Annotated in this window: 25 protein-coding genes; 16 read left to right on the forward strand and 9 right to left on the reverse strand. The window is 39.6% G+C overall.

The window, feature by feature from the left end:
- Window positions 1-15: 15 nt before the first annotated feature.
- The 10 genes from AC559H_RS00300 (at window position 16) to AC559H_RS00345 (ending at window position 8,675) form a co-directional block, all read left to right on the forward strand.
- On the forward strand, window positions 16-630 hold the full coding sequence (locus tag AC559H_RS00300) for a pentapeptide repeat-containing protein (RefSeq protein ID WP_026793364.1): 615 nt from the start codon (window positions 16-18) through the stop codon (window positions 628-630).
- A 125-nt stretch (window positions 631-755) separates the two neighbouring features.
- On the forward strand, window positions 756-1,664 hold the full coding sequence (locus AC559H_RS00305; protein WP_026787596.1) for a tetratricopeptide repeat protein: 909 nt from the start codon (window positions 756-758) through the stop codon (window positions 1,662-1,664).
- A gap of 79 nt (window positions 1,665-1,743) precedes the next feature.
- Window positions 1,744-2,094 (forward strand): VOC family protein, encoded by a 351-nt coding sequence (locus tag AC559H_RS00310; RefSeq protein WP_026787595.1) that lies wholly within the window; start codon window positions 1,744-1,746, stop codon window positions 2,092-2,094.
- A gap of 25 nt (window positions 2,095-2,119) precedes the next feature.
- On the forward strand, window positions 2,120-3,373 hold the full coding sequence (gene rodA, locus AC559H_RS00315) for a rod shape-determining protein RodA (protein ID WP_026793365.1): 1,254 nt from the start codon (window positions 2,120-2,122) through the stop codon (window positions 3,371-3,373).
- An 82-nt stretch (window positions 3,374-3,455) separates the two neighbouring features.
- The gene (locus tag AC559H_RS00320) at window positions 3,456-3,866 is read left to right on the forward strand and encodes a lysozyme inhibitor LprI family protein (protein ID WP_026787593.1); all 411 of its coding nucleotides are present in this window, start codon (window positions 3,456-3,458) and stop codon (window positions 3,864-3,866) included.
- The gene (locus AC559H_RS00325; RefSeq protein WP_201799587.1) at window positions 3,866-4,819 is read left to right on the forward strand and encodes a lysylphosphatidylglycerol synthase domain-containing protein; all 954 of its coding nucleotides are present in this window, start codon (window positions 3,866-3,868) and stop codon (window positions 4,817-4,819) included. Before AC559H_RS00320 ends, AC559H_RS00325 begins: the two co-directional genes overlap by 1 nt.
- A 31-nt stretch (window positions 4,820-4,850) precedes the next feature.
- Window positions 4,851-6,752: a hypothetical protein gene (locus AC559H_RS00330; protein WP_051319791.1), complete on the forward strand. Its 1,902-nt coding sequence runs from the start codon at window positions 4,851-4,853 to the stop codon at window positions 6,750-6,752.
- A 203-nt stretch (window positions 6,753-6,955) separates the two neighbouring features.
- Window positions 6,956-7,291, forward strand: coding sequence for a cytochrome c6 PetJ (gene petJ / locus AC559H_RS00335; protein ID WP_026793366.1), 336 nt, complete (start codon window positions 6,956-6,958; stop codon window positions 7,289-7,291).
- A gap of 116 nt (window positions 7,292-7,407) precedes the next feature.
- Window positions 7,408-7,830, forward strand: a complete 423-nt coding sequence (locus tag AC559H_RS00340) for a BlaI/MecI/CopY family transcriptional regulator (RefSeq protein WP_026793367.1) — start codon at window positions 7,408-7,410, stop codon at window positions 7,828-7,830.
- Window positions 7,830-8,675 carry a M56 family metallopeptidase gene (locus tag AC559H_RS00345; RefSeq protein ID WP_026793368.1) on the forward strand — a complete coding sequence of 282 codons (846 nt, stop codon included), beginning with the start codon at window positions 7,830-7,832 and terminating at the stop codon, window positions 8,673-8,675. The genes AC559H_RS00340 and AC559H_RS00345 overlap by 1 nt, the downstream gene beginning before the upstream one ends.
- Before the next feature lie 45 nt (window positions 8,676-8,720).
- On the opposite strand, the gene hypD is transcribed toward AC559H_RS00345, so the two are convergent.
- Complete coding sequence (hypD, locus tag AC559H_RS00350; protein ID WP_026793369.1) at window positions 8,721-9,830, reverse strand: hydrogenase formation protein HypD; 1,110 nt, start codon at window positions 9,828-9,830, stop codon at window positions 8,721-8,723.
- 110 nt (window positions 9,831-9,940) lie between these two features.
- Window positions 9,941-11,281, reverse strand: coding sequence for an adenylosuccinate synthase (locus AC559H_RS00355; protein WP_026793370.1), 1,341 nt, complete (start codon window positions 11,279-11,281; stop codon window positions 9,941-9,943).
- A 558-nt stretch (window positions 11,282-11,839) separates the two neighbouring features.
- Here AC559H_RS00355 and AC559H_RS00360 point away from each other — a divergent pair.
- Entirely contained in the window at window positions 11,840-12,874 is a 1,035-nt protein-coding gene (locus AC559H_RS00360) for an amidohydrolase family protein (RefSeq protein ID WP_026787586.1), read from the forward strand.
- Window positions 12,875-12,916: 42 nt separating this feature from the next.
- On the opposite strand, the gene AC559H_RS00365 is transcribed toward AC559H_RS00360, so the two are convergent.
- Entirely contained in the window at window positions 12,917-13,336 is a 420-nt protein-coding gene (locus tag AC559H_RS00365) for an ATP-binding protein (RefSeq protein WP_026787585.1), read from the reverse strand.
- Window positions 13,337-13,662: 326 nt separating this feature from the next.
- On the opposite strand from AC559H_RS00365, the gene AC559H_RS00370 reads away from it, so the two are divergent.
- Entirely contained in the window at window positions 13,663-14,799 is a 1,137-nt protein-coding gene (locus AC559H_RS00370; protein ID WP_026793371.1) for a PP2C family protein-serine/threonine phosphatase, read from the forward strand.
- A gap of 116 nt (window positions 14,800-14,915) precedes the next feature.
- Here the strand turns inward: AC559H_RS00370 and AC559H_RS00375 are convergent, their stop codons facing one another.
- The 3 genes from AC559H_RS00375 to dps form a co-directional block, all read right to left on the reverse strand.
- A complete protein-coding gene (locus AC559H_RS00375; RefSeq protein WP_026793372.1) occupies window positions 14,916-15,245 on the reverse strand; it encodes an STAS domain-containing protein in 330 nt (109 codons plus the stop codon).
- A 101-nt stretch (window positions 15,246-15,346) separates the two neighbouring features.
- Window positions 15,347-15,985, reverse strand: a complete 639-nt coding sequence (locus tag AC559H_RS00380) for a helix-turn-helix domain-containing protein (RefSeq protein ID WP_026793373.1) — start codon at window positions 15,983-15,985, stop codon at window positions 15,347-15,349.
- A gap of 41 nt (window positions 15,986-16,026) precedes the next feature.
- On the reverse strand, window positions 16,027-16,533 hold the full coding sequence (gene dps, locus AC559H_RS00385) for a DNA starvation/stationary phase protection protein Dps (RefSeq protein ID WP_026793374.1): 507 nt from the start codon (window positions 16,531-16,533) through the stop codon (window positions 16,027-16,029).
- 210 nt (window positions 16,534-16,743) lie between these two features.
- Between dps and AC559H_RS00390 the strand changes: the two genes are divergently transcribed.
- The 4 genes from AC559H_RS00390 (at window position 16,744) to ftsH (ending at window position 22,681) form a co-directional block, all read left to right on the forward strand.
- Window positions 16,744-16,938 (forward strand): hypothetical protein, encoded by a 195-nt coding sequence (locus AC559H_RS00390; protein WP_141292508.1) that lies wholly within the window; start codon window positions 16,744-16,746, stop codon window positions 16,936-16,938.
- Between the two features lie 170 nt (window positions 16,939-17,108).
- Window positions 17,109-18,347, forward strand: coding sequence for a RuBisCO small subunit-like domain-containing protein (locus AC559H_RS00395; protein ID WP_026793375.1), 1,239 nt, complete (start codon window positions 17,109-17,111; stop codon window positions 18,345-18,347).
- Window positions 18,348-18,736: 389 nt separating this feature from the next.
- Window positions 18,737-20,635 (forward strand): ATP-dependent zinc metalloprotease FtsH, encoded by a 1,899-nt coding sequence (ftsH4, locus tag AC559H_RS00400; RefSeq protein WP_026793376.1) that lies wholly within the window; start codon window positions 18,737-18,739, stop codon window positions 20,633-20,635.
- Between the two features lie 192 nt (window positions 20,636-20,827).
- Window positions 20,828-22,681, forward strand: a complete 1,854-nt coding sequence (gene ftsH, locus AC559H_RS00405) for an ATP-dependent zinc metalloprotease FtsH (protein ID WP_026793377.1) — start codon at window positions 20,828-20,830, stop codon at window positions 22,679-22,681.
- A gap of 51 nt (window positions 22,682-22,732) precedes the next feature.
- Here the strand turns inward: ftsH and AC559H_RS00410 are convergent, their stop codons facing one another.
- From AC559H_RS00410 to AC559H_RS00420, 3 genes are all read right to left on the reverse strand, one after another.
- Window positions 22,733-23,152, reverse strand: coding sequence for a hypothetical protein (locus AC559H_RS00410; protein WP_026793378.1), 420 nt, complete (start codon window positions 23,150-23,152; stop codon window positions 22,733-22,735).
- Between the two features lie 415 nt (window positions 23,153-23,567).
- On the reverse strand, window positions 23,568-25,700 hold the full coding sequence (locus AC559H_RS00415) for a caspase family protein (protein WP_026793379.1): 2,133 nt from the start codon (window positions 25,698-25,700) through the stop codon (window positions 23,568-23,570).
- A gap of 53 nt (window positions 25,701-25,753) precedes the next feature.
- Window positions 25,754-26,456 (reverse strand): WD40 repeat domain-containing protein (locus tag AC559H_RS00420; RefSeq protein WP_040957857.1); only part of this gene is annotated, 703 nt, incomplete at its 5' end.

The raw sequence follows: 26,456 nt of genomic DNA on the forward strand, positions 1-26,456 counted from the left end.
CAATCATCATTGATTATGACTATGACTCGCACATTATCGGTTGATTTTAATGCCATTAAACAAGGAAATATTAAAGACCTGACTAATATAAATTTATCCGGTATTGATTTGTCCGGTATTGATTTGTCCGGTGCTAATTTATCTGGGGCTAATTTATCTGGGGCTAATTTATCCGGGGCTAATTTACAAGGAGCGCAACTCCGAGCTAATTTAAGAGGGGCTGATTTATCCGGGGCTAATTTATCTGGGGCTGACTTGAGAAATGCTGATTTAAGGGGGGCTATTCTATTCGATGTTGAGGTAAAAGAAGCGAGTTTTGCTGGAGCTTTTTTAACCGGAGCCACCTGTGGAAATTTGGATTTAAGTGGTATTGATTTAAGGGGTGCAGATTTACGCGGTGTTAATTTATCCCAAGGAATTTTATATCAAGCGGATTTAAGAAATACTAATTTATCCGGTGCAGATTTATCTCAAGCTGATTTAGAAGAAGCTAATTTATCCGGCGCGGTGTTGCGAGGAACAAATTTAGAACGGGCTAATTTACTATGTGCAATTCTGGAACAAACCTTATTTCTAGGTGTGGTTTTAGATGGCGCTTGTCTGGAAGGAACAGAGTTAGGGAATTGTTGATGGTTTCTAGTTTAAATCCGTCTAAAATTTGTTATTTATGCTTTCACCTCTGCACTTGTGGACACTGTTTCTGTTAACATATTAGCTGCAAGGAAGTTGGCCTAATATGTACAGGATTGAGTTTCATGGTAGATAAACGTCGTGGGTTGATTAGTGTAGTTTTGGTTTTAGCGGTGATTGCCTTTGTGGGATTTTCTATGGGGCCACTGATTAGTGGGATTGTCCAGAACAATCAGTCGAAACAACAACCGACTCCCACTCCCACACAATCGGCTCAAACGGGTAAACAATCCGATTTACAAGCACAAGCCCGGGGTTATGAGTTAGTATTGCAGCGAGAACCCGATAACGAAACGGCTTTGAAGGGTTTATTACAAGCCAGGTTAGAGCTAATTCGGTTTAAGCAAGCCGAAATGAAGGATGTGATTGAACCTTTAGAGAAACTGGCAAAAAAACACCCTGAAGATACACGCTACAGTGTTTTATTGGCACAGGCGAAAGCCTATACCGGAGATCAAGAAGGATCGGCTCAAATTTATCGTACAGTTTTAGCCAGTCAACCCGGAGATATTCAAGCCTTACAAGGTTTAGCAAATTTATTCCTACAACAAAAACGTCCAGAAGCGGCGATTGGATTATTACAGGATACCCTGAAAGCCGCTGCAAATGCGAATCAAACTGTACCCAATACGATTGATGAAATGTCGGTGCAGTTAATTTTGGGACAGGTTTATGCAGAGGATAAACGCTATGATGAGGCGATCGCTATTTATGATGAAGCGATCAAAAATGATGAGAAAGATTTTCGTCCAGTTTTTGCTAAAGCTCTAGTTTTAAAAGAACAGGGAAATGCGGGAGAAGCGGAACCTTTATTCGCTAAAGCGGTGGATTTAGCCCCAGCAGTTTATAAAGATCAAATTCAAAAACAAGCTGGTAGTAGTATAGCTCCAGCTAAGTCTGTTAAACCCGGTTCTCCTAATGCTTTGGAAACTAAACCGGAAGCTAATTCTGCACCCAAAAAATCGGCCGAGTAAACTGGTGGCTTTCTCCTGCAAAATCTAGTTATATTCCCTAGAATATAGTTAGGGAAACGTTAATTTTTTCAATCTAATTATGAACTTGAAACGTCTAGGCCATGTTGCTATTTGTGTGAATGATATCGACTCATCCGCAGCGTTTTATCAAAACTTAGGGATGGATTTGGTTTGGAAGGATACGGACTGGGCTTATTTAAAAGCGGGTGAGGATGGATTAGCTTTACTGAGTCCGGGTTATGATCAAGCTGGCCCTCACTTTGGTTTTGTATTTAGCGATCGCACCGAGATGGAAAGTGCCTATCATAGCTTAAAGGCTCAAGGGATTCCGGTGACAACAATTCATGAACATCGGGATGGTACGGCTTCCTTTTATGGGCGAGATCTTGACGGAAATGGCTTTGAATACCTGTATGAACCCATTAAATGAGTTAAGGGCGTTTTAACTAAAAACTATGTTTCAAAAAATTCGATGGGGAAGTCGCCGGAGTTCAATGTTTTATACTCGGGTTGAGGTAGATTTGTGGCTGATGGGAGCCTGTCTTCTTCTCACCGTATTTGCAGGAATTATGATCCGCAGTGTGGAGTTAAATCAAGGTTTAACTGATTGGTGGCAACATTGGGTGACGGGAGCGATTGGTTTAACTTTAGCTTTGATTTTTTCCCGTTGTCGTTATGAACGTCTGATTCAGTGGAAATGGGTGATTTATGGAATCACAAATTTATCGTTGGTTGCGGTACAAATTATTGGGACAACGGCATTAGGGGCGCAACGATGGATTAATATTGCGGGTTTTCATGTCCAACCCTCGGAGTTTGCTAAGGTCGGAATTATTATTACTTTAGCAGCCCTACTCCAAGAGTTAAAAAATCCAAATTTGAGGGATATGATTCGGATTTTAGCGATCGCTGCTGTTCCTTGGGGGCTGGTTTTTATTGAACCTAACTTGGGAACTTCTTTAGTGTTTGGTGCGATTACTTTAGGGATGATGTATTGGGGTAATATTCATCCTGGTTGGTTGATTTTGCTCCTTTCTCCAGTGATCACTGCAATTATTTTTAATGTCTATCTTCCGGCGGGAATTGTTTGGGCTGTATTAATGGGTTTTGTCGGTTGGTGGAGTCTCCCTTGGCGATGGCTAACTGGCCCTTTAGCCCTATTAGTTAACTTAGGAGCCGGAGAGTTAAGCCATATTCTCTGGAATGTGTTGCAAGACTATCAAAAAATGCGACTGATTGGGTTTTTGAATCCTGAACAAGATCCCTTGGGGAGTGGTTATCATTTAATTCAGTCTCGAATTGCCATTGGTGCGGGACAATTATATGGACGGGGACTTAATCATGGGACTCAAACTCAATTGAATTTTATTCCTGAACAACATACGGATTTTATCTTTTCCGCCATCGGTGAGGAGTTGGGTTTGATCGGTTGCATTGCAGTATTAGCTATTTTTTGGTTTATCTGTTTACGTCTAGTGATTATTGCCCAAACTGCTAAGGATTCTTTTGGATCTTTAATTGCTATTGGAGTCCTTTGTATGTTATTGTTTCAGGTGTTTGTTAACATTGGGATGAATATTGGCATAGCACCAGTTACCGGAATTCCTCTACCTTTCTTAAGCTATGGTCGATCTTCATTACTGAGTAATTGGATAGCCATTGGGATTGTACAATCGGTGGCTAACTACCGGCAAAAGCTTAATCTTTAAGCAATTTTACCTTTAATACCTATAGGAAATATTGCCTTAACTTAACACTTTTTTTCTTAAAAAATCCATTCTTTCTTACTCTATGCGAAAAACATTACAAGTTTGTTTTCTGGTATTTATAATTGCCAACTTTACGGCTTTTGTAAATCTGAGTTTAGCCACACCTGAAACATTGATTGCCCAAAATGTTCAGTGTAAGCCCGATGGCAATACTTTAGAAATGCGAAAATGTGCCTCTGATCAATATCAAATCGCGGATCAAAAGCTGAATCAAACTTACCAAAAACTCATCGGTCAATTATCTCCCGAACGCAAAAAACGGTTAATTGAAGCCCAAAGAGCTTGGATTTCCTTTCGAGACAAAACCTGTAGTTTTGAATCGAGTCAAGTTTTAGGGGGTACAGCCGAACCTTTATTTTTAACCCTATGTTTAGCAAAAGTAACTCAGCAAAGGGTTCAAGATTTGCAAGACTATTTAGCTAAAATTAAGTAATGTCCAACAGTTTAGGGTTAAATTCCGAGATGAATCGAATGCGTAAGATTGTGCCTTCTCTTCTCGGCTTTTTTCTATTTTGTCTCTCGATTTGGGCCATTAGCCAAAAGCTGGAAAAATATTCTATAGATGATGTTTTGATTAGTCTATCTAATATTCCTAAAATTAATAGGCTGGGTGCAATTGCCCTAATGACAACCAGTTATTTAATGACCACAGCTTATGATATTTTAGCGTTTATTTATATCGGGTTTCCCCTGAATTATGTTAAAGTCGCCCTCGGTGCATTTACCAGTTATGCAATTAGTAATAATGTTGGTTTGTCCCTATTGACAGGGAGTGCCGTTCGTTATCGGTTATATTCAAAATGGCGTGTTCCTCCAGGTATAATTGCCCAGGTAATTGCCTTTACTAACTTAACATTTTGGTTAGGATTATTGGGAGTCTGTGGATTAGTTTTTCTGTTGACCCCCTTAAAGGTTCCCAGTATTTTAGATTTACCCTTTGTTTCAGTTCGTCCGGTGGGAATCATCTTTCTTCTCATCATTGGAGTCTATCTATTATGGGCAAGTTTTAATCATAAACCTGTCAAACTTGGAGAATTAGAATTAAACTTTCCTACCGTCAGTGTTTCACTGGCTTTAATTGCTTTTGCCTCCGTAGATTGGGGAGCCGCCGCCGGGGTTTTATATGTATTATTACCTGAAGGTAGCACCGCTTCTTATCTCAGTTGTTTTAGCATTTATTTATTAGCAATGACGGCTAGTATGGTTAGTAATATTCCAGGAGGTTTAGGGGTCTTTGAAACTGTGGTTTTAACCTTGGTTTCTTCTCAAGTAAATCCAGCTAATGTTTTAGGATCTTTATTAGCCTATCGTGCCATTTATTATCTACTTCCAATGATTGTCGCAACTATATTACTGGGAATTAATGAACTAAAAAAGCATCACTAAGCTGTTTAAAAGTTATCCGCTATAGGTGATTATGACGACGAAATTTGAACCCCCAATTTCTACTCAACGTACAGGTTTATCTCTCCTCGTCGCTAGAATTTTAGCTCTGATTGTTACGGCTAATTTTTGTTTAGTCGTTTTTGATTTAAGTTATATTAAACTTCGTCGATTTTATTTACAATGGAGTCAACATCAAGCCCAATCTGAAAATACACCTAAAAATCAATATTTGCAGCAAGTTGATCAACTTGAAAAAACAATTAATCAATTTGGAATTGAGTCTAAAGAAGTTAAGTTAGCATTAAAAAATATTCGTGAATCGAGTTTACAAATATTTATAGAAAATCCCCCATTTCGGGTTTTAAATTCCTATGGAACTTTAGTAGAAATTCAAAAACGCTTTCAGAACCATGTCAAAATTAATAATTTTCAGCAAGCCTTGGAAACCTTCTGGAGTCCTGATTTTTTCAATCAAAAACAATGGCAAAAAGAGTTAAAATTTTTTAATCAAAATATTAGATTTTTAATTTTATTTAATGAACCTAGTTTAACCTATGATATTATTAAAGGGATTGAACCAGATCGATTAACTCAAAGTTATTTAGTTAAAGTTTCAGAATTAAAAGTTTATTTAAAATATAATCAGTTAAATACGCCTAAAGCCCAAACTTTACTCAAAGATCTCCAAAAATCCAGTGCTGATATTATTGATCGGACTTATTTCTTACAATTAGAACATAATTTGGGGCCATTAACCGAAGCTAAATATCGCATGATTGATCATATTTATAGTCGAGATCCCAAAGTAACAACTCGGCTGACCCCTACCCTAAAATTTTTATATAAAATTAACCTATTAAATTTTTTAGCCCCGGAGTTAATTTGGGCTGATCGCTCCTCCAGACAGGCTTTTTATGTCTTTTGGAGTGTGGAAAATTTAGAAAAACAAGGATGGGAAAAAGAACTCAAATTTTTTGAAAATGATATTCAAAGTTTAATGGAGTCATTCTATTTTCGACAATTGAGTTTAAATGGTCAATTTGTGAATCGATTTTGGTTGATTGATTTACCTTGGATCAGCCTGTTTTTCTTAATCTTCTTAATGGAAATCTATGTTCTTCGTTCTCGCCAACCCCAACTAACACTAAGGGAGGCAATTTTAAAATTATGGTATTATGTATTTTTGTTAATTCCTAAATTATTATTTTTACGTTTTATTTCAGCCATTTATCACTTAAATCGAGCCAATTTTCCGAGTTTACAACCAACTATTGATTACCTAAAATTAAAAATAATCTATAGTTTTGCTCAGGAATTAGTTCAAGTTTTGGTGAATCAAGGGGTTGATAAAATCAAAGATTTTGTTAAACAAGGAAGCCTGAAAAAGTTAGTTAATCCTCCTTCTTCCTATCAATCTATTTCCTTAGAAGATATTGAACTTGAATCCCAGTCTCCCCCCGGAATTTCTAACCAAATTGTTGAAATTACAATTGCTAAAGTTTTACCCACCATTCGTCCTGAATTAGAAGCATATCTACACTATCAAGTCACTAACTCAATTCAACAGTCTCCGATTTATAAAGGATTAAATAAAATTCCTTTTATTGGACATTTTCCTCAACAAGTTGCTGATAGTTTTGTTAAAAAAATTGCAATTACCATTTCAGAAAGTCCTAAAAAATCCCTGGAAGCAGGAAAAAACAAACCTCCAGATTTTATCGCCATACAGTTACAAAAACACTTAACACGACAGTTCGTAGATACATTAAGAATAGAATTACAAAAAGAACAAATTTTTGATGATGCCGAACTAATTTTAGTCAAGTGGTTAGAAGGGTTAAAATCCAATCAAGTTAAAGATTTAGAAGCTAAACAAATCATTAAAACGGCTAACATTGAAGAAAATAAACAGATTTCTCCTAGTCAAGATTGAAGGATTACATTAATGGTTTTTAATCTTGAGGAGGTGGGGAAGGGAAGCTCACGCACCATACTACTTTTTTTGTTTAATTTTCATTAATTAATATGAAGTAAAATTTTAAATATTTACAAGTTTGACGGCCTGTCTTTTGACAATGGGAAACCCATTTTGCACCATAGAATAATTGATTAAATTTCCTGGAGCGGAGAATACAGATGAAAAAAATCATCTCAGTCTTGTTAGTCATGACCGTGGCTATTTTAACTTTTGTTCCTAATGCGTTTGCCGCCAATTTAGAAAATGGGGCTAAAGTATTTTCAGCAAATTGCGCTTCTTGTCATGCTGGGGGTAAAAACCTAGTCAATGGTGCGAAAACTTTGAAAAAAGCGGATCTCGAAAAATATGGGATGTATGATGTCGAGAAAATCAAAACCCAAGTGACAAATGGGAAAGGTGCAATGCCCGGCTTCAAGGGTCGTTTAAAAGACGATCAAATTGCTGATGTTGCTGCTTATGTGTTAGCTCAAGCGGATCAGGATTGGAAAAAGTAATATAGCAAATTTCACTGAATAATTTAGGGTAGGGGCAATTCATGAATTGCCTTTACTTGTTTTTATTCAAATCATCTATTACACTAACTAATTAGTATTATTTTTATGGATTCCCTATGGCTCCTCTGCCTAATTATCGTCCTCGACAACTTTCCCTCGGCCCGTTAGAAACGGAAATCCTAGAAATAGTCTGGGAATTCGGTATAACCACGGTTAAAGACGTCCATGAACGGATTTTATCTGACCCAAATCGAGAATTAGCTTATACTTCAGTAACAACAGTATTGCGTCGTTTAACAGATAAGGGTTGGTTAACTTGCAATAAACAGGAGCGGGCTTTTTATTGGCAAGCTTTACTCACCCGTGAACAAGCCCAGGCTATTTTAGCTTATGATCGTTTAAATAGATTTTTAGCCATAGGTAATCCCGATATAGTTGCTTCTTTTGCTGATAGTTTAGATACTGCAAGTTTAGATCAAATTGATGCTATTGCCTCACGCCTTGATGCTATTCGTCGCCAACGGGAGGGACAACAATAATGCACTTAATGATTATTTTATTCGCCCTAGGATGCGCGGTCGGTTTGCGACTCATCCCCTTACCTCAAGGGGGAAGTTGGCATCAACGCTGGCAAAAATCTCTATTTTTGTTCGTCTGTCCGCCTTTGGTTTTGTTAATGACAGCTTTGGCTGTATTATGGATGGGAACAAAAGGGGAAATGTTGGGACTCGAAGCCAGTTGGTTTAGTTATATTCTGGCTTTGGGATTTATCGGTTGGGGAATATTAACGGTTATTAAGTTAATCGGTCAATTGTGGCAATCTCAATACCGAATTCATCGCCTATCTCAACAGCTTGTGATGGGAAAAACAGCACGAATTTTAGAGGATGATTTTCCCTATAGCGCTCAAATTGGATTTTGGCAGCCACAATTGGTAGTTAGTAGAGGATTATTAAACCTCTTAGATCAGACTCATTTAGAAGCAGTTATTGCCCATGAACAAGCCCATTTAAACTATCGGGATACTTTTTGGTTTTTTACCCTGGGGTGGCTACAAATCTTAACCAGTTGGCTTCCCAATACCAACCAATTATGGCAAGAATTACTATTATTAAGGGAGATGCGGGCGGATCATTACGCAATCCAACAAGTTGACCCATTAATATTAGCAGAATCCCTATTATATCTTGCCAAAGCTCCCTTTAAATCCCCCGATTATGGCAATTTGTCTTTTAGTTGTTCCATTCGTAGTAGTCGTTTAGAAGAAAGAATAGATGCAATTTTAACGGAAGATTCTGATCCTTTAACCTGGGGATGGTGGGTCTGGATATTACTATTTTGGATCTGTTTACCTTGGATTACTGTACCCTTTCATTATTCCTAATCATACCAATTCTTTGAATACCCTTAACCCCGTCATATTTTAACATTAAAGGACGGGGATTTTGGTTTGTTGACGATAGCGATAATAGGCAGCACAAGCTCCTTCAGAAGAAACCATTGGAGCCCCTAACGGATGTTCGGGAGTGCAACGGGTTCCAAAAACCGGACATTCCTGGGGTTTTTTAATCCCTTGGAGAATTTCACCACTAATACAATCTTGGCAGGGGGAAGAAACGGGAATTAACTGTTGAGAATTAAAGCGTTTTTGAGCATCAAAATTAATATATTTTTGTTTAATTCCTAACCCACTTTGGGGAATTTCTCCCAATCCTCGCCATTCACGCGGTACAATTTCAAAGACTTCTTGAATTATCGTTTTAGCAGTTTCATTCCCATCTTGACGCACCGAACGATTATATTGATTTTCTAATTTATATTCTCCCTTTTCCAGTTGTTGAATACATAAATAAATTCCTTGTAAAATATCAATAGGTTCAAACCCGGTGACAACAATTGGAATCTTATATTTATTAACAATAGGTTCATATTCCGTATATCCCATGACGGTGCAAACATGACCCGCGGCTAAAAACCCTTGCACCTGACAATTAGGACTAGATAAGAGGGCTTCCATCGCCGGAGGCACCAGAACATGAGATACTAAAAGGGAGAAATTATTAATATTTTGTTGGTGGGCTTGATAGACTGCCATTGCCGTTATTGGGGCGGTGGTTTCAAAGCCAACAGCAAAGAAAATTACCTGTTTTGTTGGGTTTTGTTGGGCAATTTTTAAACAGTCTAAGGGATTATAAATAATTCTGATATCTCCCCCGGTAGCTTTAACACTTAATAGGTCTTTTTCACTCCCTGGAACCCTTAACATATCTCCAAAGGAACAAAAAATAATATTAGGTAAGGAAGCGAGGGCAATAGCTTGATCAATAATATTAATATCGGTGACACAAACAGGACAGCCAGGGCCATGAATTAAGGTAATTTCTGAGGGTAAAAGCTCATCAATTCCGTATTTAACAATAGAATGGGTTTGTCCTCCACAAATTTCCATGATTTTCCAGGGTTTTGTGGTGATTGACGCGATCGCTTTTGCATAATCTTGAGCGAGTTTTCCATCCCGGTACTCATCAACAAATTTCATAATATTTTCTACCTAGAAATACTTTTGGGGTGATTCTAACACCCTAATTTTAAGGCAGAAACTATAAAAAAGCATTCCCCGGCCGAAACCAGGGAATCAGGGAGAAGATATTAACCGCCGACCTTGATTGGCTGTCCATCTGCGTCTAATAGCGCTCGTTTCGGGCCGTGAATCGGATCTTCAACAATAATAGTTTGATCTCGACTCGCACCCAATGAAACAATAGCGATCGGAACTTTCATTAATTCCGCTAAAAATTTCAAATAATCTAACGCTGTTTGCGGTAAATCTTCTAATTTCCGACAGTCGGCGGTGGATTCTTTCCAACCCGGAAGTGTTTCATAAATAGGTTCGCACCGGGCAAAAGTTCGGGCGCTACTGGGGAAATGTTCGCACCGTTCGCCATCAATATCGTAAGCGATGCAAACTTTAATTTCATCCAAGCCATCCAAAACATCTAGTTTGGTAATCGCTAAACAGTCTAAACCATTAATTCTGACTGCATAACGGCCAATCACCGCATCAAACCAACCACAACGGCGTTGACGTCCGGTGGTGGTTCCGAATTCCGCACCGCGATCGCACAAAACCTGGCCAATTCCATCCACCATTTCCGTCGGGAATGGCCCCTCACCGACCCGGGTAGTATAGGCTTTCGCCACCCCAATTACCCGATCAATCATTGTCGGGCCAACTCCCGTACCCACACAGGCACCACCAGCAACGGGGTTAGAAGATGTGACATAGGGATATGTCCCATGATCCAAATCTAACAGTGTCCCTTGTGCCCCTTCAAATAAAATATTCCGTCGATCCTGCACCGCAGCGTAGATTTTTAGTGACGCATCGACGACATGGGGACGTAAGCGTTCTGCATATTGCAAATATTCCGCAATCACCGCTTCCGGGTCAAGGGGTGGGAGATTATAGAGTTTTTCGAGAATAACGTTTTTATTGCTAATCGTCCAGCGCAACTGATCGGGTAAACTCTCGGTTTCCATCAAATCAATGATCCGAATTCCCGTGCGTTCAGACTTATCGGCATAGGTCGGGCCAATTCCCCGGCCCGTTGTCCCAATCTTTTGAGATCCCCGTTGTTCTTCTGATGCTTGATCCAAGAGGCGATGGTATGGCATCGTCACATGGGCCGTCTGGGAAATCATCAAATTTTTGGTGGAAATCTTCAGAGACTCCAGTTGATCCAATTCTTCGATTAAAATTCTGGGATCAATTACGGTTCCTGAACCGATAATGCACTCGGTATCGGGATATAAAATGCCTGAAGGAATCAAGTGCAGTTTGAAGGTTTGATTGTCCACAACAACCGTGTGACCTGCATTTACGCCACCTTGGTAGCGGACAACTACATCTGCTGAACCACTGAGCAGATCTGTGATTTTGCCCTTTCCTTCATCGCCCCACTGGGCACCGATAACAACTACGTTAGCCAAGAGAGTTTTCACTCCGACAGTTTACACAAATCCTGATTATCTATGATTACAGGCACTCTGTCAAATTAAGTTTTGTGAAATCTTTTGTGGAGACGCGGCATAGCACCTCTCCACTGAAGATGCTGATCTTGATAAGCTGTACTGCATTTAAACTGTATATTCCAGCGAGCGAGGACGCTCGCACTGCATAGGATTCAAGATTTCTGCATGACTAATTTAGATGCAGCAACAGCTTATCGGTTTTTTCAGCAAAAAAACAGTAATCTGTAGTGCGAGCGTCCTCGCTCGCTAAAATATATGGTTGAAATATATGGTTGAAATATATGGTTGAAATATATGGTTGAAATATATGGTTGAAATATATGGTTGAAATTCTCAAAGGATTACAACCTGTTTAGAAGACTTGCTACATTTTTATACAGCCTTTCATTATAACAAAAAAATAGGTTTTGGTTGATTATCCTAAAAAACAATAATCTTCATAAAAATACTAGGTTTGACCCCATATTTTTTTAGGGCTGTGCTATGGTGAATAGTCAATATCATCATCAGTTTATTATGCCGTTACACGCCGAGTTACATCGCCATTTAGGGGGTTCAGTTGTACCGCGCATTCTGTGGCGGTATTTCCAACGTCATAACCCTCAGTTTACCCAAGGTTTCGCAGAATATGAAGGGTTTGAAGATTTTTATACCAAGCCCCGCAATACCTTAGATGAATATTTAGAACTGCATACTATGGTTGAAAGTGTGCAGACCGTTGAAACCCTCCCCTATTTTATTTATCGGTTGATGCGCGGGGCTTATACTTTTGAAAATTTAGCCTATTTAGAATTACGTTATACTCCTTATTTACGAACTCCAGAACATCTGAGTCAGTCCCAAAGAATTGACTGTATGGCTGAAATTGTTGAGGTGGTGGGAAAAGCTAGTCAACTGAGTGATACTCCTATTATCACTAGCCAAATTTTATGTATGCACACCCGACTTCCCTTTGAAGTCAACCGAGCTATTATTGATTTAGCTGCCCAAATGCCCCAATATGTTTGTGCTGTTGATATCGCCGGAGGGGATAATCATTATGGTCAACGGTTGGATGAATTTATTAATTTGTATAAATATGCCCTATCCTTGGGCTTGAAAACCACCGGACATTTATATGAAACCCCGGAAGGTTGTTATCCTGAATTATTGCCCTATTTAATGCGAATTGGTCACGGTATCCAAATTCCGTTATTACATCCCGAATTATTACCGGAATTAGCCAAAAATAATCAATGTTTAGAGGTTTGTCCCACGACCTATATTAAAACTGGAACCCTCAAGGATATTCAGCAGTTAAAAATAGTTTTTGAACGCTGTTTTGATGCCGGGGTTGATATTGCTATTTGTACCGATAACGCCGGGTTACATAATGTTCGTTTACCCTTTGAATACGAAAATTTATTAACCCTGGATATTATAGAATTTGAACAATTAGAAGCCTGTCAACAAGCTGCATTCCGTCATGCCTTTGCCTGGCCCCATCAAAACCCGCCCACACAAATTCTTCATGGTTTATTGAAGCCCGAACCCATTATCAGTTATCAGTAGAGACTTGCCATGGCGCGTCTCTACCCGTGATCAGTTATCAGTTTAAAATTGCTTAATAATTAATAGACAATTGCGTCCATCTTCACCGTGATCATAACTTAAATAGTCCGCAATATCGCGCATTAATTTTAAACCCCTTCCTCCTCCTGAATGGTGATCAATATCCATGGGAATATCCTTGATGTATTTCATTAAATCAAAAGGTGCGCCAAAATCCCAGATCCGAATTTCAATTTGTCGATCTAAAATAGTAACTTCTAAATCAATTTGTAAATCAGAAGAAAGTCCTTGGTGAGCATGACGAACAGCATTGGTAAATCCCTCCGCTAAAGCTAACTGACAGCGTAGCCAAACGGATTTAGGAATAAAGGACTGATACAGTTGATCAAACCAAGACAAAACCTTAGCTAGACTATCTAGGCTAGAAGGAACTTGAAGTTGAGTAATTTGGGGTAATGGCAATGGTTTTAAACCCTCTTATTCAATCACAATAAGTTTGACTGATTCCCTAAGTCTTGAACAGTATTTAGGGATGGACTTCCCATAATTCTAGCCATAGTTGGCGATATTTGTCTATACTGCATTTTTAAAAAGTTTTGCAGTGGGGTTGAACCGCAGTTGTGCCAAATCAAGTAAAATGCTTCTTTATTAACTGAACATCATGCTAAATTGCTTGAATCTCAAATTCAGTCAACCTTCCAATTAGACTATACTCAAAGATCAAAAGAGCAAAGTCTTAACTTGGCCTTGATTACCCTCATCTGGTGTACCGACCTACCTCAACACTCATGTTTAAAATTCTGGTTATCGATGATGATGTTGCCATTTTAGAACTTCTGAAAAGAACGCTGAAGAAACAGGGTTATGATGTCAGCGTGGCAACTAATGGTGAAGAAGGTGTAGAACAGGCTAAACAGCTATGTCCGGCATTAATTATTTGTGATTGGATCATGCCCAGGCTGACGGGGATTGAGGTCTGTCGTCAAATTAAAGCCACCCCAGAATTATCAACAACACAGTTTTTTTTATTAACTTCTTTGGGTTCGGTTTCTGACCGAGTTACGGGGTTAGATGCGGGGGCTGATGATTTTATTTCTAAACCGATTGAAATGAATGAACTCTATGCTAGAGTTCGGGCTGGGTTGAGATTACATCAATTAAGTCAGGATTTACAAACTCAAAAACAATTAATTGAGGCTGAACTCGCCGAAGCTGCTGAGTATGTGCGATCGCTCCTTCCTGAACCTTTAACGGAACCGATTAGAATTGATACCAAATTCATTCCTTCTCGTCAATTAGGCGGTGACTCCTTTGACTATTATTGGCTGGATTCTGACCATTTATCAATTTATTTATTAGATACATCAGGACATGGTTTAAAAGCAGCACTCCCTTCGGTTTCCGTGCTGAATTTACTCCGATCTAGGGCAATTCCTAATATTAATTACTATCAACCCAGTAACGTTTTAAAAGCATTAAATACCACCTTTCAAATGACCTACCAAAACGATAAATATTTTACGATTTGGTATGGGGTTTATGATTTTTCAACTCGAAAATTATTGTATTCTAGTGCTGGTCATCCCCCAGCTATTTTGTTAACTGGCAAAGATCCCAAAAATCTCAAAATTGAAATGTTAAAAACCCGGGGAATGCCAGTTGGAATGTTTTTAGAAGCCGAATATATAGATGCAACCCACGATATTCCAGAATTCAGTAATCTTTATATTTTTAGTGACGGAGTTTATGAAATCCAACAACCGGAGAATACAATGTTGGGTTTAGATGGATTTATCTCTATTTTAACAGAATATAATCATTTACAATCGAACACTTTAGAATCGGTCTTAAATACAGTGAAAAAATACAACGCTGATAATCCTTTTGATGATGATTTCTCCTTACTAAAATTAACTTTTGATTAACCTTTTGCCCAGAATTACTGTCCAGATTTGTGACAGAAATGTAAAACTTAACCGAGGGTGAAATTGGGAAACACCAATCTGTTTGAATTCAGATTACCCCCCGTTTTCACCCTAACTTATTGACCCAATTGAGTAATCACTTCCAAAAATTTTTCTTGGTTTTCAAAAATATCGAATACCCGATCCATGCTGGTAAGTTCAAATAAAATCTTAATTTGCTCATTAATAGAGCAAACAAATAATTTACTTCCAGCCGCTCTCACTCCTTTCAAAGCTAAGACCAATGCACCCAAACCAGAACTATCCATAAACGTGACATCTTGGAAGTCAATTAATATGATCTTGGCTCCTTTTTCAACTAAAGCAACAATATCCTGCCGAAATTGACTTGCTTTAGTGCCATCCAAAATCCCGTTAGGTTTAAGAATTTTAACATCAGAACTCATAGTTTTCTAGGGGTTGAACCCTCCATAAGACTCGCTCGACTCCGTTAGTATAGCTTTGAGTTGAACTCCATGCCAAATACATCCGTTTAACTCAAACACGCCTATACCGGACTGACCTTAGCGCGATAGAGCAGTTTACTTCCATATCGGTATCCAGTATATCGCACAATCACTGGTTCTCCGGGTTTAGCCGTTCCCTCCAAAAGCTGATGGAGATGGGGTTCATAGGGAACTTCTGCCCCAACAGGTGCGATCGCTTCTACTCCCCATTCTCCCATAAGCTGCTCTACCGGACTTACAAAACGTAATAATTTGACCGCCGGGAGTTGGGGATTTTCTTGAACGCGATACACCACCGTTGGCCATTGCAAGAGCCAAGACTCCAGGGTGTGCAGACTTTCCTGTTTCCACTCCTCGATCAACACAGAACGTTGTTGTTCTATCTGGGTTTGTAAACGTTGATATTCCTGTTCTAAATTCCCTTCAGAGGCTTTTTCTTCATCCGGGACAGAACCCGGAGCAAACACCGACAAGAGTTCCGTCAGGGAAATCTTTAAACCCTGGCTAATTTTCAGCAAAACACCCACATGGGTTTGCATTGCAAGTCCCCGTCGCAGTCGAATAATCTGTAACGTGGAAACCCCAGCATTTTGACTAAGTTCTTCTAGGCTAGAAACCCCCGCCCGTTGCATTAATTCCTGCAACTGGGAAGTATAATCAGGCAACGCAGATTCACTCATTCTAAGTTTTAGTTCACGAGTCATCTGCCATTGACGGCTCTTTAATTGCCTTGTAAATGGGATTCTAAGAACCACAAGCGCTGATCAATGGCGCGGGAAATTCCAGTATACAAATCGGCTGTATCCGCGTCGCCTAGTGCGCCTGTTTTATCAATGGCTTCTCGAACCATTTTGCCATAAGGAGCATAGCGATCGGCTAAGGCCACTACATAATCTTTATCATTGGCTAGATCTAAGGGAAATTCAGGTAAAATAGTGTCGGCAACCGCCATCCGAGCCGTTCCCAAAGCCGTCCCTCCCAAAGCCGTCGCCCGTTCTGCAATTAAATCCACATATCCTTCTAATTCCGTTGCCATTTCATCAAACAACAAATGCAACTGATAGAAATTAATCCCTTTGACATTCCAGTGAGCTTGTTTGACTTGGGTTTTTAAGTCTAGTGTTGTCGCTAAACTGTGATTAAGAATCTCGATAATTTCGGCGCGGGTAGCTTCGGGTAAATCAATTCGAGTCGCATAAAGACGTTGTTTACGGCTAGTTGTTACCATGATTGAAAATTCTCCTTTAAGGGTTTTATCGGATTAAAAAAAATCAAAATAGACAATAAACTAAGGAAATGATATCGGATTTTAAACCTTTCTAAATCTGCCTCAAGCCAGATGTTTTTGCAGAGTCGAGGCGAGGATACTTGGCTTTAAACCATTAAGTCGAGTCCTTTGATTAATGTAGTATAATTGAAACTATTTGTAACTTAAAGATTGACAAAACTAGACGGTACAGTCTATGCTGATATTGTTACAAAAGTATACTGTTTAATCAATCCGCATGAGGGCGCACTTATGGATATTATTTCTTTAGTAATCATCTTAGGTGTGGTTGTAGCATCGGATGAAATTCTCAACAATCAATTGAAAGTTTCAAAACGCTTGTTAGATTGGTTAGATAAACAATAGGGATCACGGATTTAAGAGGATTTCACGGATTTCACGGATTTTGATCTGTGTTAATCTGCGTAATCCTTTTAAATCCGTGATAGGTAATGGGTAATAGTGATTTATTTTTTCACTAATAAATTAACTCTTGCACTGATAACTGATAACTGATGACTGATAACTGATTCAATATGTCTTATTATGTTTCGCCTCGCTTTCTCGATAAACTAGCAGTTCATATCACCAAAAATTTCTTACAATTGCCTGGGGTGCGAGTTCCTTTGATATTAGGAATTCATGGCCGCAAAGGAGAGGGAAAAACCTTTCAATGTGAATTAGTTTTTGAAAAAATGGGTTTTGAACCCGTGATGATCTCCGGTGGAGAATTAGAAAGTCCCGACGCGGGAGATCCGGCGCGTTTAATTAGATTACGGTATCGAGAAGCCTCGGAACAAGTGAAAGTCCGGGGGCAAATGTGCGCCTTATTTATTAATGATTTAGATGCGGGTGCAGGACGTTTTGATTCAGGAACCCAATATACCGTTAATACTCAATTAGTTAATGCTACATTAATGAATATAGCGGATAATCCAACTAATGTACAATTACCCGGAAGTTATGATGCAACGCCCTTAAATCGGATTCCAATTATCGTCACAGGAAATGATTTTTCCACCCTATATGCTCCTTTAATTCGGGATGGACGGATGGAAAAATTTTATTGGGAACCGACTAGGGAAGAACGCATTGGAGTGTTAAGTGGAATTTTCCCCACGGCGGAATTATCTCAACAGGATATTACCCAATTAGTAGATACTTTTCCTGAACAATCTATTGACTTTTTTAGTGCGGTGCGATCGCGGATTTATGATGAACAAATTCGTGATTTTATTCATAAATTGGGAGTAGAAAAAATTTCTAAACGAATTGTTAATAGTGCAGAAAAACCTCCCGAATTTCAAAATCCCAATTTTAAATTACCCCATTTAATTGAAATGGGTAAATTGATGGTAGGAGAACAAAAACGCATTCAAAATATGCGATTAGTTGAAGAATATAATCAGTTTCGGACATTTAACAGTCAATTTGGAGCGCCTCCAACCCCAGAAAATTCAGAAAATCCAATTAATTTACAGAACAAAATAGAACCAAATTCTGATGGTAAAAAATTACCAATTGAAGTTTTAGAACAAATTGATTATATTTTATCCAGTAGCTATCGTATTGGCTTAGAATATGCTGATAAACGTCGATTCAAAACCGGATCTTGGAATAGTTGTGGGTTAAATAGTAATGAATCAAAACCTAATATTATTCAAGGAATTGAAACCTGTTTAACCGAACATCCCCAGGATTATATTCGTTTATTAGGAATTGACCCCATTGTCAAGCGGCGAGTTATCGAAATGATCATTCAGAAACCAGAATAAGGGAAAATTTGTAGGCAAAATTTAAGGATTTTAAGAATTTTATATTATATAAGTACCTAAACAAAATTAATTACACATCCTCCACCCTGTTCCCTCCCCCCCTAGCCCCCCGTGCACGGGGGGTTTGGGGGGGCTGTTCCCTCTCTCAACTAGGTAATTTATTTTGTGTAACTACTTAGCAACCGACATGACTATTAAGACAAAATATAGGTGGTAATTTCCGCCCACCCACCGAATCTATATCCTAAGCGTTATGGTAAATGCTATACAACTAATTTAAAATTGCTATATAATATAGGAATCCTAAATAAATTCTAACGATTTCAGACCTTGATAAAATAACTAAAAGTTCATTACCGATTACCTCTCTTATCCTTTAACCAAATACAATGAGTGTAAAAGACAAACCCAAATTTCCTCGGAATCTTCCCATCGGAAGTATCCTATTTTGGTTAGGAATTATCTTTTTAATTGCTAACCTCACCTTACCCGGATTGTTCGGGCCACAAATTCCCCAGGTTCCCTATAGTTTATTCATTAAACAAGTCGAAGACGGACAAGTATCCCAAGTTTATCTCAGTCAAGATCAAATCCGCTATTTAGTCAAAAGCGAACAAGAAGAAACCGGACAAATCCTATCAACAACCCCAATTTTTGATATGGATTTACCCAAACGTTTAGAAGCCAAAGGGGTCGAATTTGCCGCCGCCGCACCCCCTAAAAATACTTGGTTTTCTAGTTTAATCGGTTGGGTGATTCCCCCCTTAATTTTTGTCGGAATTTGGGTCGCCGTCGGACAATTTATGCAAAGTCGAGGCGGAGGTTTTGGCGGGCCCCAGGGTGCACTTTCTATTAGTAAGAGTAAAGCCAAGGTTTATGTCGAGAATGAAGCAACTAAAGTCACCTTTCAAGATGTAGCTGGGGTAGAAGAAGCCAAAACCGAACTAGAAGAAGTGGTGGAATTCTTAAAGACTCCTGAACGATTTTTAAAGATAGGAGCTCGAATTCCTAAAGGGGTGTTATTAGTCGGCCCACCAGGAACAGGAAAAACCCTATTAGCCAAAGCCGTAGCCGGAGAAGCAGGCGTTCCATTCTTTAGCATTTCTGGTTCAGAATTCGTAGAATTGTTCGTCGGTGCAGGCGCGGCGCGAGTTCGAGATTTATTTGAACAAGCCAAAAAGAAAGCCCCTTGTATCATCTTTATTGACGAATTAGATGCTATTGGAAAATCCCGTTCTAGTGGTGGAATGTATGGGGGAAATGATGAACGAGAACAAACCCTAAACCAGTTATTAACCGAGATGGATGGGTTTGCCGCCGGACAAGCGACGGTGATTGTTTTAGCTGCTACCAACCGACCCGAAACCTTAGACCCAGCTTTATTGCGTCCAGGTCGATTTGATCGCCAAGTTTTAGTTGATCGCCCTGATTTATCGGGTCGTTTACAAATCCTAGAAATCTATGCTAAAAAAGTTAAAATCGGGCCCGATGTGGAGTTAAAAGCGATCGCTACTCGTACCCCTGGTTTTGCTGGCGCAGATTTAGCTAATATAGTTAATGAAGCTGCCTTATTAGCTGCTAGAAATAAACGGGAAACCGTGAGTCAAGCCGACTTTGCTGAAGCCATTGAACGGGTGATTGCGGGGTTAGAAAAAAAATCCCGTGTTCTTAACGAAAAAGAGAAGAAAATTGTCGCCTATCATGAAGTTGGTCATGCCATTGTTGGGTCAGTAGTATCCGGTCAAAATAAAGTGGCTAAAATCTCAATTGTGCCACGGGGAATGGCGGCTTTAGGATATACTTTACAACTGCCCACCGAAGACCGTTTCTTACTCAGTGAAGAAGAAATTAAAGGCGAAATTGCTACTTTATTAGGGGGACGTTCGGCCGAAGAAGTTGTATTTGGAAGTATTACCACAGGCGCAACAAATGACCTACAACGGGCAACAGATTTAGCTGAACGCATGGTCACCAGTTATGGGATGAGTAAAGTATTGGGGCCCTTGGCCTATGAAAAGGGTCAACAAAATACCTTCCTCGGTGATAATATGATGATGAATCCTCGCCGTTATGTCAGTGATGAAACCGCAAAAGCCATTGATGATGAGGTGAAACAATTAGTGGAAAACGCCCATGAAATTGCCCTAGATATCCTGAATCAAAATAAAGATTTAATGGAGCAAATTGCCCAACAAATCTTAGAAACAGAAGTTATTGAAGGGGAGAATTTACAACACTTGTTAAATCAAGTTAAATACGAGGGCAAAATTCCCGCCGCGATCGCATAATTAATCTATCCCCCTCTCGTTTCTCGTTCCCTGGTTCTACCAGGGAATGCCGATCAGAGGCTCTGCCTCTGACAATGCTATCCTATTTAAAGAATGGTGGCAGAGCCACCCTAGGAGCATTTCTAGGTAGAACCTAGAAACGAGGTTAACGAGGTTAACGAGGTTAATGAGAGTAAACTAGAACCAAATTTTATGAGTATTAAAAAAAGACCTAAATTACCCAGTTCTCAAAAAATTACCCAATTTTTATTAATCTCAGCCGGAGTAATCTTAATTGGAAATTGGTTATTACCTCAATTAACTCGCCCTCGGTTTCCCAAAGTCCCCTATAGTTTTTTTATCCAACAAATTGAAGATGGTAAAGTTTCAAAAGTTCTAGTCGGAGAAAACGAAATTCTTTACCAAATTAAAGCACAAAATGAACAACCGGAAAGAATTTTATCCACAACCCCTATTTTTGATTTAGAACTTCCTAAACGCTTAGAAACTCGGGGAATTGAATTCGCCGCTTCTCCCCCTCCCAAACAAAGTTGGGTGAATGTGATCTTAAATTGGGTAATTCCCCCGTTAATTTTAGTCGTGGCGTTTCAATATTTCATGAAACGAGATCCCCAAGGGGCCTTATCAATTAATAAAAGTAAAGCCAAAGTTTTTGTTAAAGGTCAAACCGATAATATTACCTTTGCCGATGTGGCTGGAGTAGATGAAGCCAAAACCGAATTAGCCGAAATTGTAGATTTCCTGAAAAGTCCCGAAAGATTCACCGAAATTGGGGCAAAAATTCCCAAAGGTGTGCTATTAGTTGGCCCCCCAGGAACCGGAAAAACCCTATTAGGAAAAGCCGTTGCTGGAGAAGCCGGAGTTCCCTTTTTTAGTATATCCGGTTCTGAATTTATAGAATTATTTGTCGGAACCGGAGCCGCCCGGGTGCGCGATTTATTTGAACAGGCGAAAAAGAAAGCTCCCTGTATTATTTTTATTGATGAATTAGATGCTATTGGTAAGTCCAGAAGTAGTGGAAGTTTCCAGAGTGGCAGTAATGATGAACGGGAACAAACCCTAAATCAATTATTAACAGAAATGGATGGGTTTGGGGTAGGAGATGCGACGGTGATTGTATTAGCAGCCACTAACCGCCCCGAAGCTTTAGACGCAGCATTATTACGCCCCGGACGCTTTGATAGACAGGTATTAGTCGATAGACCCGACTTAGCCGGACGCAAAGCCGTATTAGAAATTTATGCTAAAAAAGTTAAATTAGAAGACAATGTTGATTTACACACAATTGCCACCAGAACTCCGGGTTTTGGCGGGGCAGAATTAGCTAATTTAGTTAATGAAGCTGCCCTATTAGCGGCTAGAAATCAACGCAAATTGGTCAAACAAGAAGATTTTTATGAAGCTATTGAAAGGGTGGTTGCCGGGTTAGAAAAACGCAGTCGCGTGTTAAATGAAAAAGAGAAGAAAATTGTCGCCTATCATGAAGTTGGTCATGCCATTGTGGGGGCGTTAATGCCCGGCGGTGGAAAGGTGACTAAAATTTCGATTGTGCCGCGTGGAATGTCGGCGTTAGGTTATACTTTAAGAATGCCAACGGAAGACCGTTTTTTGATGGATGAAATCGAATTTCGGGAACAAATTGCCATGCTATTAGGAGGACGGTCTGCCGAAGAATTAGTCTTTGGAAATGTTACCAATGGCGCCTCCGATGACCTACAACGGGCAACGGAATTAGCCGAAAGAATGGTACTTAATTATGGCATGAGTAAAGCCCTGGGGCCCTTAGCTTATGAAAAAGCCAAACAGAATAATTTTTTAGGCAATTCGGAGGCAAATTTGCGCCGTCCCATGAGTGAAAAAACCGCAGAAGCCATTGATGATGAGGTGAAGGATATTGTTAATAATGCTCACCAAAAAGCGTTAGCTATTTTGAATTATAACCGAGAATTGTTAACAGAAATTGCTCAAAAAGTATTGGAAACAGAAGTAATAGAAGGGGATGAATTACAACAGTTATTAGATCGGGTTCAACCTGGATCTCGATAATTGATATTTTCCATCCTCGCTTAGAAAATATGAGGACATTAACTTTCGCATCTAGGGTAAACTAGCTTTCCAAGATTTACAAATTACTTCCGAACCTTCTTTGGCAATTTTTTTAATTACTAATGTGGCAATTAAAGTGGCAATAGCAGGAGTTAATCCTAATCCAGATACGAGAACAGGAGCCAATATTCCTGCCGCTTTAGTATAATTTTCGTTAATGACTTCATCTAATACTTTCTCTGTTTCTGGATCAGAACCTAAAGGATTACACATCAAATCATAAAGTCCTGAATTGAGTTGTTTCAGGAAATGTTTACCTGCTTCTAATACTTCAGGATTTATGGCTGCTCTAGCGGTGGCATTAATATCAATGGAATCCAGTGTACCTTCAACTTGAAGACCCAACTGTTCTTCTAGGGATTCTTCATCTAGTTCTAATAACTGTGGGATTAATTCATTGTAATCTTGCATTGAAAAACTCCAGCTAAAGTCAGTCTATTGTTTGGGGGTGAACCGATTTAAAATAGGGTTTTATCCCTATCTATTATAGCAGGGAACAGCGATCACGGATTTAAGAGGATTTCACGGATTTCACGGATTTTAATCTGTGTTATAGCAGGGAACACCGCAGGAAAAGATTTCTCTGTGCGCGGTTTTAGCATCAGTGTATGTCCTAACACCCCAGGCGCGACTGCTATATTTAATCTAATTAACTTTAGCTAAATTTTACTAAAAAACTTTGTTAAAGTCAATTATAGCAGGGGACAGGGAACAAGCCCCCCCAAACCCCCGTGCACGGGGGGCTTGGGGGGAGGGAACAGGCAGGAAAAGAGTTCTCTGTTTAGGTTTCAGCATCCTATCCCCTGTCTCCTGCTATCAAACAAAACTAGCTTTTTTTCACCACCACTTCCACCTTTTCCGTCGTCCATTCGTCACTAGCATCTACCGCCATTGTAACCTTTCGCGTTGGGTTATCTTCATCCACAACAGCCGATAATAATTTCTCCAAGGAATTAGTCGGTGTTTGAGTTCCAAATCCTCTTCGTTCTTGGTCTAAGGCGGGTAATTCTAATAATTCAAAAGTTGTTTTATTCACCGTTGCAAACACTTTGATCACATTTAGTGCTTCCTGATAATTTTGGGGTAATTCAAGTGTGAGGTTTTTTCTTGAGTTTTGCTCTTGTCCAGGTTCTATTGCCTCAGCAGCTACACCATCAAGATAGAATGTAGAAATACTTAAATCCGCATCTAGGATCAAGATAGTAATATTTAACGTTTGCTTAGATTCATTCCGAACTTTTAGATAAATATTTTCTTCACGTTCTGTTATTACAGGAATATTGTTCCCCGTATTCAAAACTTTAAGTTGGCGTTTTTCAGATTTCACTAATTCAACCTTAAGTTTACCATTTAAGGGAGCAAAAGCATCATCATTATCCAAATCTAAAACAGTATAATATCGAGCAACATGAATGAGGCGGTTAATTAACCTTTCCTCGGCTTCCGGTTCATCGACTTTTATCGGAAATAGAATATTTTTAATCCGTTGTTTGTTAGCATCTAAAATCCAATATTCTCCTTCTGAATTCAGGGAAACAAAATAATCTACATTCTCATCAGGTTCTTCTTCTGAACAGAATTCTATCCAGCGATGACCTTCCACTCTTTCTTTAATTTGTTTAATTTTTGTTGGAATTGATAACAGATTAATACCGGGAAATTGCACTGATGCGTCAGGTAAAAGCATCCGAATTTTGCGAATTTGTTTTACCCCTGGCCCTACATAATAAGCAGGAAAACCAATATCAATCATTCTTTCAGCTAATTTAGGACGGGGTTCTCTGCTTATAAATTCGTTGTGTAGCTCCGTTATTTCTACCCAACAGTCAGAGGCTCCCAATTCTACAACTGTAGCTGATGCAATGCGCTGGTCGTTATCCTTAAAATCCCTGGTTCTGAATTTAAAAATATCGAATTCTGCGCTTTTTTTAATCCCATTGGCTTGACCCATTCGTAACTGGACTTGATTTTTAGTAATATCTACTTTCATCACTGGAGCAGTACGACTCACCTTAACCGTTTGAGCACCAAAAAAGGTACGTTCTGTCTCTCCAATTAACAATGGAGTTTGTCGTTTAAAGTCATTATTAACGAGATTAGAAATGCGATCATATAGCTCTTGGGCGGAGATTTCTGTACCGAATTGCCGTAGAGCTTTTAACAAGAAATAGGTTAAAGCACCGTTACGTTCTGTGCCTTCAAATACCTTTTCATAAGCTAATTCATGATCCCGACAAGCTGCAATTAAGGTGTAACCGTTTGGGGTTGGAAATAAACTATCAGCAACCGTAATACTGCGACTATTAGTAACAATATTTCGTGAAATTTGGGCAAATTCATCAGGAGGAGCAACTAAACTATCCTTCGGTCGGTCTGTCATATCAATAAAATGGGAACCCCGCGCAGCAACATTTTCTTCCTCTTTGGTTTCCTCTCTCGTTGCTCCTCCCGAATGACAACTATCAAAAACCACCGTTACGGCTAACTGTTTTTGTACCATATCATCGAGAAGTTTGGCTAATTCCAAATCTCGTAAATAGCGGGAATTAGGTTGACCAATATCGGTGGGAACTAACGCTTCATCGAAGGCTCCAAACCCCTTAATATCTTCATAAATTGTTTTAGCTCGTCCCCCGTGACCGGAATAGTGAATATAAACAAGATCTTGAGGTTGAGCTTTGGCGGTTACTTCTTTAAATTTGTTAACAATATTTTCATAAGTCGGTAACAATTCCGGGGGTTCTTGGGGTTGTTCAGGATTATCGGAAGCTGTGGCCGTGAGTTTAATAATTTGGTCGGGGGTGAGGTTAAAGGTATTTTTTAAATAGGTTTCGACGTGGTTAATATCTTGGACACAGCCCTTTAAATTTTTGTAGCAGTTCCCTTCGGGTAAGCGATGGGGGAAATAGAAATTAATACCAATGAATAGGGCGTGGAAGTTAGGGGTTGAATTAGTCATCTGTTTAAGGGGATAATGTTTGCAAAGGCTTGAGTTTATTTAGAATTGGATGCCTATCTTTTAGGTAGTTTACTACACAACTCCCGTTCAATTTCTTGGGCATCGGCATCATCAGGATTAGGCTTGAGATAATTGTCAATAAAATGGCATCCCTTCCCAACTAAATAATTAAAATCTAATCGCCATAGTCTCACGGTGTTGTCACCACTCCCGGTCGCCAGGAGCTTGCCATCGGGGCTGAAACTCACCCCATAAACCCAGTCCGTATGCCCACTCAGGGTTTTGATTTCTTCCCCGGTGCTGACATCCCACAGTTTCACGGTTCTGTCAGCACTCCCGGTCGCCAGGAACTTGCCATCGGGGCTGAAACTCACCGTAATAACCCAGTGGGTATGCCCTCTCAGGGTTTTGATTTCTTCCCCGGTGCTGGCATCCCACAGTTTCACCGTGTTGTCAGCACTCCCGGTCGCCAGCAACTTGCTATCGGGGCTGAAACTCACCGCATGAACAAAGTGGGTATGCCCACTGAGGGTTTTGATTTCCTTTCCCGTGCTGGCATCCCACAGTTTCACAGTGTTGTCGTGACTCCCCGTCGCCAGGTGCTTGCCATCGGGGCTGAAACTCACCGCATGAACCGTATGGGTATGCCCTCTCAGGGTTTTGATTTCTTTGCCGGTGCTGACATCCCACAGTTTCACCGTGCTGTCACCACTCCCGGTCGCCAGGTGCTTGCCATCGGGGCTGAAACTCACCGCT

The sequence above is a fragment of the Planktothrix prolifica NIVA-CYA 540 genome (assembly GCF_963864145.1).
GTDB lineage: Bacteria > Cyanobacteriota > Cyanobacteriia > Cyanobacteriales > Microcoleaceae > Planktothrix > Planktothrix agardhii.